Source organism: Flavobacterium sp. MK4S-17 (assembly GCF_009848495.1).
In the GTDB taxonomy this organism is placed as follows: Bacteria; Bacteroidota; Bacteroidia; order Flavobacteriales; family Flavobacteriaceae; genus Flavobacterium.
In genome coordinates this window covers 137,663-147,841 of record NZ_WWEP01000011.1, presented here as the reverse complement: position 1 = coordinate 147,841, position 10,179 = coordinate 137,663, and the positions used below count along the sequence as shown (strand labels likewise).

The 10,179-nt window shown below is 37.7% G+C and carries 5 protein-coding genes; all 5 read left to right on the top strand.

What is annotated here, in order from left to right:
• The first annotated feature begins 72 nt into the window (after positions 1 to 72).
• On the top strand, positions 73 to 1,947 hold the full coding sequence (locus tag GSF09_RS05440) for an OmpA family protein (protein ID WP_159799924.1): 1,875 nt from the start codon (positions 73 to 75) through the stop codon (positions 1,945 to 1,947).
• A gap of 144 nt (positions 1,948 to 2,091) precedes the next feature.
• On the top strand, positions 2,092 to 2,964 hold the full coding sequence (locus tag GSF09_RS05435) for a cupin-like domain-containing protein (protein WP_159799923.1): 873 nt from the start codon (positions 2,092 to 2,094) through the stop codon (positions 2,962 to 2,964).
• 22 nt (positions 2,965 to 2,986) lie between these two features.
• Positions 2,987 to 3,448, top strand: coding sequence for a regulatory protein RecX (locus tag GSF09_RS05430; protein ID WP_159799922.1), 462 nt, complete (start codon positions 2,987 to 2,989; stop codon positions 3,446 to 3,448).
• 80 nt (positions 3,449 to 3,528) lie between these two features.
• A complete protein-coding gene (locus tag GSF09_RS05425) occupies positions 3,529 to 5,367 on the top strand; it encodes a tetratricopeptide repeat protein (RefSeq protein WP_159799921.1) in 1,839 nt (612 codons plus the stop codon).
• A gap of 570 nt (positions 5,368 to 5,937) precedes the next feature.
• The gene (locus GSF09_RS05420) at positions 5,938 to 10,095 is read left to right on the top strand and encodes a T9SS sorting signal type C domain-containing protein (RefSeq protein WP_159799920.1); all 4,158 of its coding nucleotides are present in this window, start codon (positions 5,938 to 5,940) and stop codon (positions 10,093 to 10,095) included.
• Positions 10,096 to 10,179 lie beyond the last annotated feature (84 nt).

Here is a 10,179-nt window from a genome sequence, read left to right as displayed (position 1 = left end):
TTGCTCTTTGACCTGAACTTCCCGAAAAAAGTATCACGCTCACCGCGTTATTTCTAACCTAAATAAACAACCATGAAACAGTTAAGCCTTACATTAAGTTTACTTTTTGCAGGACTTATCCTAACTGCACAAAATAAAGATACCGAAACGGCCGACAGGCTTTTTAACCGCTTTGAATATATTGATGCTGCAAAAGAATATGAAAAACTAACTCATAACGGTAAAGCCAGTCCGTATGTTTATAAACAGATTGCCGAAAGCTATTATAACCTATTTAATACCAAAGAAGCCGTAAAGTGGTATGCCAAAGCTGTGCAAAGCAAGCAGGATGCCGAAACCTACTACCGCTATGCACAGATGCTGAAGGCAGAAGGCAATTATGAAGAAGCCAACAAACAGATGCAGACTTTTGCCAAAATGGCTCCGAAAGACCAGCGGGCGGTAATTTTTAAACAGGATCCGGACTATCTGCCAAAGCTGCGCAACCAGACAAAACTTTTTGATGAAAAATATCTTGATATAAGTGATAAAAAGTATTCTGATTTTGGCGGTGTATTACTAAATGACAATACCTTATATTTTGCCAGTACCCGAAATACTGCACGAAGGACATATGGCAGGAACGAAGAGCCTTATCTTGATTTATACACATCTACATATAACACCAATGGTACTTTCAGCGAACCTACACCTGTAAGTGAGGTAGATACAAAATACCATGATGGCCCTGCCGCCGTAACAGCCGATGGGAATACCATGTATTTTGCAGGTGAAAGCTTTAGGGAAGGGGAATATGAAAAAGAGAAAGGACACCAGCGCAACAGCCTTATTTACCTTTACAGGGCTACAAAAGGCAAAGACGGCAAATGGGGTAACGTACAACCTGTACCGTTTAACGATAAAAAATGGTCAACCGGTAACCCTGCCATAAGCAAAGACGGCAAAACCCTTTATTTTGCCTCAAACAGGAAAGGTTCTATGGGTGGCACCGACATTTGGAAGGTGGAGGTGAAAGGCAACAACACTTACAGCGAGCCTGTTAACCTGGGAAATAAAGTAAACACTGAGGGCAACGAGAACTTTCCGTACATCACCGAGGATGATAAACTCTTTTTCGCCTCAGACGGAAGAAAAGGTTTTGGTGCTTATGATGTTTTCATGATTGACCTGACAAAAGATGATGAAGCCATAAACCTGGGCATGCCGATAAACTCCCCACAGGATGACTTTGCCTTTAGTTTTAGCACAAAACATAATATAGGTATTTTTTCAACCAACAGGGATGGCGCAGACAACCTTCACTTGGCTATACCTGTATGTGGTGTAGAGGCGATTGTAACGGTAAAAGACAATAAAACAGGCAAACCACTTGCCAATTCAAAAGTTGCCATACTGGACGACAGACAAAACGTTATAGAAACACGCACCACTGATGCTCAGGGTAATGTAATTTATAATGTGGATTGTGACAGGGCATATTCGGTTACGGCATCTGCAATAGGGTATTTAAGCAGCACATTCCCCATTGCAAAGGCAAAGGGCGGTAAAATTACTGTTGATGCCGGGCTTGCCCCTGTAGAAAATATTATTAAAGACGGCGCGGTAGTGCTTAACGATATTTATTTTGAATTTGACAAAAGCAATATAACCGAAAAAGCAACTAAAGAGCTTAACAAGCTGGTAGAGGTAATGAAAAGCAAACCCGACATGGTAATTATGGTAAAGGCACATACCGATAACCGCGGCAGTGATGAGTATAACCTGAACCTTTCGGACAGGAGGGCAAGGGCTGCCGTGCAGTATGTAATATCTCAGGGTATAAGCCAGGACAGGATTTCGGGCAAAGGTTATGGCGAGAGCGAACCTAAAGTAGATTGCGACGAGGATTGTACCGATGAACAGCATGCCCTTAACCGAAGGAATGAGTTTTTAATAGTTAAAAAATAGCACCAGGTTTTAACATATAAAGCAGTCCTGGAGGACTGCTTTATTATTAAATTATTTGCTAATTTTGCCCCTGGAATTATATTGCGTATTTTACAATTACATAACGCTTTATTAATTTTGCCTTAGCTTTAACCCACTTCTAGCATGCCACTACACCTAACAGAAATTGAACGCGTAGAGACAATATCCAAAGAGGATTTTTATAATAATTATGTAAGGAAGCAAAAGCCATTAATTATATCCAAGCTTACTGAAGACTGGCCTGCATATAAAAAATGGAACCTTAATTATATAAAGGAAGTTGCCGGCGATAAAACTGTACCCCTTTATGATGACAGGCCGGTATCGCATAAAGATGGCTTTAATGAGGCACATGCAGAAATGAAAATGTCTGGATATATAGACCTTTTAAATTCTGAACCCACAAATTACCGCATCTTTCTATATAACCTTATGAAAGAGGTGCCGCAGCTAAAAAACGACTTTAGATGGCCGGATATAGGGCTTAAGCTTATAAAACAGCTTCCCATGCTGTTTTTTGGCGGCGAAAATTCTAAAGTTTTTATTCATTATGATATAGATTATTCTAATATACTTCATTTCCATTTTCATGGTAAAAAAAGGTGTATCCTTTTTGCACCCGACCAGACACCTTATCTTTATAAAGTGCCACATGCACTTATTTCGAGAGAAGATATTGATTTTGACAACCCCGATTTTGAAAGATGGCCTGCACTTAAACATGCCAAGGGCCTGGAAGCCAATCTTGAACATGGGGAAGTACTATATATGCCCGAGGGTTACTGGCACTACATGAAATATGTTACACCGGGGTTTTCCATGAGCCTGCGTGCCCTGCCAAGAAAGGTAAGCAACCTTTCTAAAGCAGTTTATAATATATTTATTATGAGGCACTTTGATAATTTTATGCGCAGATACAAAGGCCAGGCCTGGATAGACTATAAAAACAGGCAGGCTGTAGTTAACACGCACAAAAAATTAAACCTGCCGGTTTAGGCAGGGTTTGTACTTTTTTTTTATGCATAAAAGCTATACTGTTGAGGAAGCCCGTAAAAAACTTGAGCAGTACTGTGCGTACCAGGAACGCTGCCATGAAGAGGTTGTTCAAAAACTGAAGAGCCTTAATATGATACCCCAGGCAATTGATGTAATTATTGCCTATCTTATTGAACATAACTTTTTAAATGAGGAGCGTTTTGCCAAAAGTTTTGCCCGTGGAAAACACAGGATAAAACACTGGGGACGCGTTAGGATTATAAATGAGCTGAAAGCCAGGAAAATATCGAGATACAATATAGATGCTGCATTAAAGGAACTTAATGAAGATGAATATCTTAAAGCTTTCAATGATTTAGCTGAACGGTTTTGGGAATCCGCCAAAGAATCAAACCTCATGAAGAAAAAGAAAAAAACCTTCGAATTCCTCATGAGGAAAGGTTATGAGTATAACCTTATTACTTCTAAACTGGAACGTTTTTAAACCTGCTTTTTAATTTACCTTAAATCATAATTTTGTGTTAAATTTAACCACCGTTACCCCCAACGCTGTTAATAAAGATTATGATGAGGAATTTACTTACCCTGCTCTTTCCTGTACTATGCCTTGCACAGGGAACAAACTACAATTTTAAAGAAGCTGAATTAAAAGCAAGGGAACTTGTTTTTACACAACCTGACAGTGCCCTGGTTATAATTAAAAAAACACTCGCCAATTCAGCAGGTGCGCATGATACCATTAAAGGGAATACTTACCACCTTTATGGCTTATATTATAATATGAAGGGCATGACGGACTCTGCTATTTACTACTATAAAAAATCATTACCCTACATAGATAATTACCCTAAAATTATATTGAGGCCTTATATTAATATTTCTGCCAGCTACAGGAATAAAGGCGAGTATGAAACCTCATTAAAATATCTTAATGATGCTTTAACCGTTACTAAAAAAGACAATAACAAAACCGGGGAGGCTATGCTTTATGGCGAAATGGCATCTAATTATAATTATATGAGGCAATATGAGAAATCTGTTGACCTGTTGCTTAAAGCCATTGCCATACTTAAAACGGAAAAGAAAACCAAACAACTGTATGCCATTAAGCAAAAGCTAGCAAATACTTACCTGGGCATGGAGAATTTTAATTTTGCCATAGACCTTTATAAGGAATGCCTTCCGGGGTTTAAAGAAATTGGTGCCGAAAAAAACTATTACCTTACCTATATTAATATCGGAGAAGCTTATATAAGGCTCAACAATTTGCAGGAGGCCAAAAAAGCATTGAAAATAGCTGTAGACGGCCTCAAAAAATTTGATGATAAAGAACTTATCGGCATCACCTATTCGAAAATAGGGAACATTGAGAACCTTGAAAGAAACAGGGAAAGTGCATTAAAAAATTACAAAAAATCTCTGGATTTACTTTTGGAAGTAAAATCTCTATGGACTTTGCGTATTGCCGGAGAATATATTGATATATTAAACCAAATGGGAAGGTACAGCGAGGCACAGGCCATTATAAATAAAACTGCCCCCTTCCAAAAAAATACAAAGCTAAACATGGTTGACAGGGTGGTATATGAAAAAGCCATAGCGGAAACCTACAGTAAAACCAATGACAGCAAAGCTATAAGTGCTTATAAAAATACTATAACACTAATGGACAGTATCAGTTCCGCAGAGAAAGAAGATGCTGTAAAAGAAATACAGGCTAAATTTCAGACTGACCTGCAAAGGGAAAAAAATGTTGTACTGGCTGCAAAAAATAATGCATTAACAAAAGCAATGAAAGCAGAGAAAAAACTGCTTTACCTGTATATAATCATGAGCATATCCTTTATAGTGCTCATATTGCTTTACCTGCGCAGCTACTTGTTTAAAAACAAACTCCAGCAGGAACAGATTAAAGCTGTTGAATCAGAAAAAGCATTGCTGCAACAACAACATTTGCATGAACTGGAGCTAAATAATGCGCAAAAGGAAATTATTGAGGAAAAAGAAAGGGAGTTAACATCAACCACACTGCAAATGGCAAATTATCAGGACAGCATTACCCAAATCCTGGAAAAATGCGACCTTGGTGAAATAACAAAAGTAAGTGAGCTTAAAAAAGAACTCCAGCATTTAATTAAACAAAAAGATTATTGGCGCCAGTTTGAAACACGGTTTAACAGCATACACCCAGAATTTAATCAAAAGTTGGGCAACAAGTTTTCAAAGCTTACTAAAAACGATCTGGAATTCTGCTCGCTACTAAAACTTAACCTTTCCAATAAAGAAATTGCCTCATTACTCCAAATTTCGCATGAAAGTGCAATAACAAAAAAATACAGGATCAAGAAAAAAATGCAGATTACCGATGATGATGAGTTTGAAAAGATACTTTCTGAAATTTAGAATACTTATCACATGTATAAATATGCCCTGTCTATACAATTTGTCTATAAATTCTACATGTCATTTATAAGTAATTGATTTACAGATACTATTTTTTAATATTTTTTCAAATTGTCTATATTTTGTCTATTCTAAAAAATTTGTTAAATAAGCGTTTTGCCTTTACTTTGCATCGTTATTACTTCTGAAACGGAGTAGTAAAAATGCAATCCATACTAAAAAATTAATTTTATAATTATGAAAAATCGCTCGTAACAAAGCAACATGAATGCTGATGCTATTTTATCTTCAGTTAAATATATAAAATGAGTGCCCCCTCATTTTATATAAACCCCGAAGGCCAACTTTAAAGGCTAAATAAACATATTTACCCATAAAACCAAGCGTACACTGGCTTGGCAGGTAATGTGTTGCTTTTAAAGTATTTACCTGTTTTTTTAAACATGAAAAAAATTAAAAATTTAACAAAAAAATATTTTCAAGTTATAATTTTTTTGTTGTACATTTGCCCCCGCAACCCAAAAAAAGTTATGCCCCCCATAACTTACTAAAAATTAATTAATTACTAAAATGAAAAAGTCATTACTTTTACTAATGCTATTGCCTTTCTATGGCTTTACGCAAAGTACTCTTGTAAGCTGGAACAACCTTTCCCAGCCGACAAACCTAACAAACATTACTGCACAGGCTATAACAACAGCCGGAGGCGTTCAGGTTCAGCAGGAAAGCTGGCCAAGCAGGTTTCAGATAGGCAACCTGCACAACGGTTCAAGCAGTGCAACAATCAATTATGCTAAATATGTTGAGTTTAAAGTAAGCCCTAATAACAATTACAAGCTTACACCCTCTCAATTTATTTTAACCTGCGGTAATATCAGCAATGATAAAACACACAAAATGCAGGTTGTTGTTTCTAACGATGGTACTAATACTGCTGCACTTACCAATAATTCCGGTAATAGTGTTATTAATGTAACTTCAAACCAGCAAACAGTAACGCTTAACTTCCCTGCCGGCTATACCATATTACCTAATAAAACGCTTTCAATAAAGGTATACCTTTATGACCACAGCAATATATGGTACACTAATTTTGCAATTTATAACCCTACGGGTTCTGGCAGTGTTGGTGTGGAAGGCCCCGTTTTAAAAGGGAACGTTGAATCATATAGTTCAGTACTTTTAGCCACAAATGATAATTACACTGTAAATATCAATCAGCCAACAGTGTTAAATGTATTATCAAATGATGTGGCAGGTAACGCCCCTGTAAGCAGCATCAATTTTACACAGCCGTCTAACGGTAGTGTTGCCCTTAGTGCTAATAATACCCTAACTTATACTCCCAACAATAACTACATAGGCCAGGACAGCTTTACTTATACTGCTACCAATGGTACAGACCCAAGCTCTACTGCTACTGTAACACTTGCTGTGCAGGGTATTACCCCAACAGGTGCTTTAAACGGAACATATTATGTAGGTACAGGTGGCCACTTTACCACAATTACCCAGGCGGTAAATTACCTTAACTCAAACGGCGTAAGCGGCCCTGTTACATTCCTGCTTAACAACTCTACATACAGCACAGCCGAAACTTTCCCTATAACAATAAATCAGTTTTCAGGAACTTCTGTAACCAACAAAGTAACTTTTAAGCCTGCTCCAAGTAAAAATGTACGTATTGAGGCTTTCCGTGATAACTCTTATACTGCTGTGCCTGCTGTATTCAAAATTAATGGTGCCGACAATATTGTTTTTGATGGCAGTAATATAACTAACGGTACAACCAGGAACCTTTTTGTAACCAACTCCAGCTATGCAGGAGATGGAGGTAATGATTATGTAAACAGGACTGTATTTTGGATTGCAAGCGCAAATGGAAGCAATGGGTCTGATAATGTTACTATTAAACATTTACAGATAAAACAAACATATAAAAACAACCCTGATAAATTCTGTTTAGGTATTTATGCCGGAGATAACAGCACGGGCGGTAATAATGAACTTTCTGTAAATGCTGCTGCAACTGCAAATACAGGTATTAAAATAACAGGCAACGATTTTGTAAACGTAAAGCAGGGTGTTTATATAAACGGTAAAAACAGCAACCTTACCAGCAATGTAGTTATTTCTCAAAATGACCTTGGTGCTGAAATAAATACCGAAACAATAGTTCAGCCGGTTTATCTTTCTAATGTTACCGCTTTTGAGGTATCAGAAAACCTTATTTACAAGTTATACCGCGATAATACTTCTGGCAACCTTTCTGCCGGTGGTATATATATAGCAAATAATACCAATTCAGGTGTAATAAAAAACAACAACCTGTCAGAAATCATCCGTACAGAAACTAATGATGAGCCGTTTTTCGGAATACGTTTATCATCAACAAACCAAAGTTCTAATATAACGGTATTCAACAACTTTATACTAAATGTGGCAGGACAGGGAAATGGTGGCCCTACACATAACGGATATGGTATTTTTATAGGTTCAGGTGGTGGTTATAAAATTTACAACAACACTGTAAAACTTGAAAAAAATCAAACTTCATCATCAAGGAATCACTCTGCTGCCTTATTTATCAATTCAGGAGTTACCGGGCTTGATGTAAGGAACAATATTTTGGTTAATGCCCAAACAAACGAAAATACTGAAAGGTACGCAATAGCTGTAATTGCCCCTACGGCATCTACATTCAGCCAGCTTAACTATAACAACTATTATTCAACCAAGTTTATAGGTATGTATGGCGCAAGTATTACAGAAGGCGGAAACCCTTATGCACAAACATCACTATCGGGCTGGATATCTGCAACCAATGGAAAAGATGCACAATCTAAAAATGTAAACCCTGTATTTATATCTGCTACAGATTTACATATAAGCACTTCTTCAGCAGAAAATGCCGATCTTAATGATGCAGGTACACCTATTGCCAGTGTTACAAAAGATATAGATGGCCAGATAAGGAATACTACCACGCCTGATATGGGTGCAGATGAGTTTGGTTCAATTCAGGTGCCTGACGAAAATAGCAATGAAGGTATATACTGCAGCAGCTCAACAACATGGTTAGGTGAAAATGCCGTACCACAGTGGAGCAATGGTGTGCCAGCAATAGATAAAGATGTAATTTTCAGTGCAAACTATACACAATCAGGCGGTACGCTTTATGCCTGCTCAATCTTTGTAACAGGAAATGCAGAAGTAACCTTTACAAACCAGTCTAATGCAATAGTAGAGCATAATGTTAACGTGGCTGCAACTGCAAAACTTACTTTTGACAGCAGCTCAAACCTTGTACAGAACCAAAACACAATCAACTCCGGTAATGTAACGGTAAAAAGAAACAGCGGTATGCTTAAGCGCCTTGATTATACAATGTGGTCGTCTCCGGTTTCAGGAAACCAGACTTTACAGGAATTCTCTCCGTTAACATTGTCAAACCGCTTTTATGTATATGACACTGCAACCGATTTATATGCTGCTACATCTGCTTCAAATACATTTGTAAAAGCTAAAGGATATTTAATACGTGTTCCTAACACTTTCCCAGACAGCCCTACCGTTTATAACGGAGCTTTTAAAGGTGTGCCTAACAACGGTAACGTATATATACCCCTTGTTCGCGAAAGTTCATCAAATGCATATAATGCAGTGGGTAACCCTTACCCTTCACCAATAAGCGTTACTGATTTTATTGATGCCAACATTGATAATATTGAAGGTACAATTTGGATGTGGAGAAAAACAAACAACCCTAATGCATCCAGCTACTGTACTATTACAAAATTTGCCTACCAGGCAAACAGTGCTGCAGGAGGCGGTGCAAACACAGATGTATCGGGTAACGAACTTATTTTTGACCCGTTCAGGATTGACAGCAGCGAAGGTGCTTTACTTAATACAGGGCAGGGCTTTATTGTAAAAGCTAAAAACACACAAAACCTTGTGTTTAAAAATAACATGCGCCGCACTACCAATTTTAATTACTTCTTCCGTACAGCTGCTACCGACTCTGATACAGCAGGCCAGCCTGAAGGTATGGACGCAAGCCGTATGTGGCTGAATGTATCTAATGAAGGAGGCGATTTTGCCCAGGCTGTTATAGGTTATACACCGATAGCTACACTGGATTATGACAATGGGCTTGACGGAAGGGCTTTAGGTTCAGGAAATGTGAGCTTATATACTAAGATAGAAGATGTAAAATATGCTATACAGGCACGCCCTGCATTTGATGTAGCTGATATTGTTCCTCTTGGTTACAAAGCTGCTGTTGCAGGTACATTTGAAATTAAAATAGACCGTGCAGATGGTATATTTGCTGATGCCGGACAGGCAGTATATTTACATGACAGGCTTTTAAATGCTATATATAACCTGAATGAAGGTGCTTATTCTTTCAGTACTGAAGCCGGTACTTTTGATGACCGTTTTGAAATCATGTATTCAATAGAAGCTTTAGGAGTTGATGTACCACAGGTAAATGTTAAAGATGTAATTGTTTACCGCAATGGCAAACAGGTTAAAATACAGTCACCTGCCGTTATCCAGTCAGTTGAGATATATGACCTTTTAGGAAGGGCTGTTTATAGCCAAAACAATATAGATGCTACCGAATTTACCAGCGCGCAGCTTAATGTGGCACAACAGGTTGCTATAATAAAGATTACGCTTGATAACAAACAGGTTGTATCTAAAAAAATCATGCTGAATTAATTTAGCACATCAATAATAATTTTTTAGTTGGATGGCAGGCCCTGTTAATGGCATCATTCTTCGGGGCCTTCTAAAAAACATAAT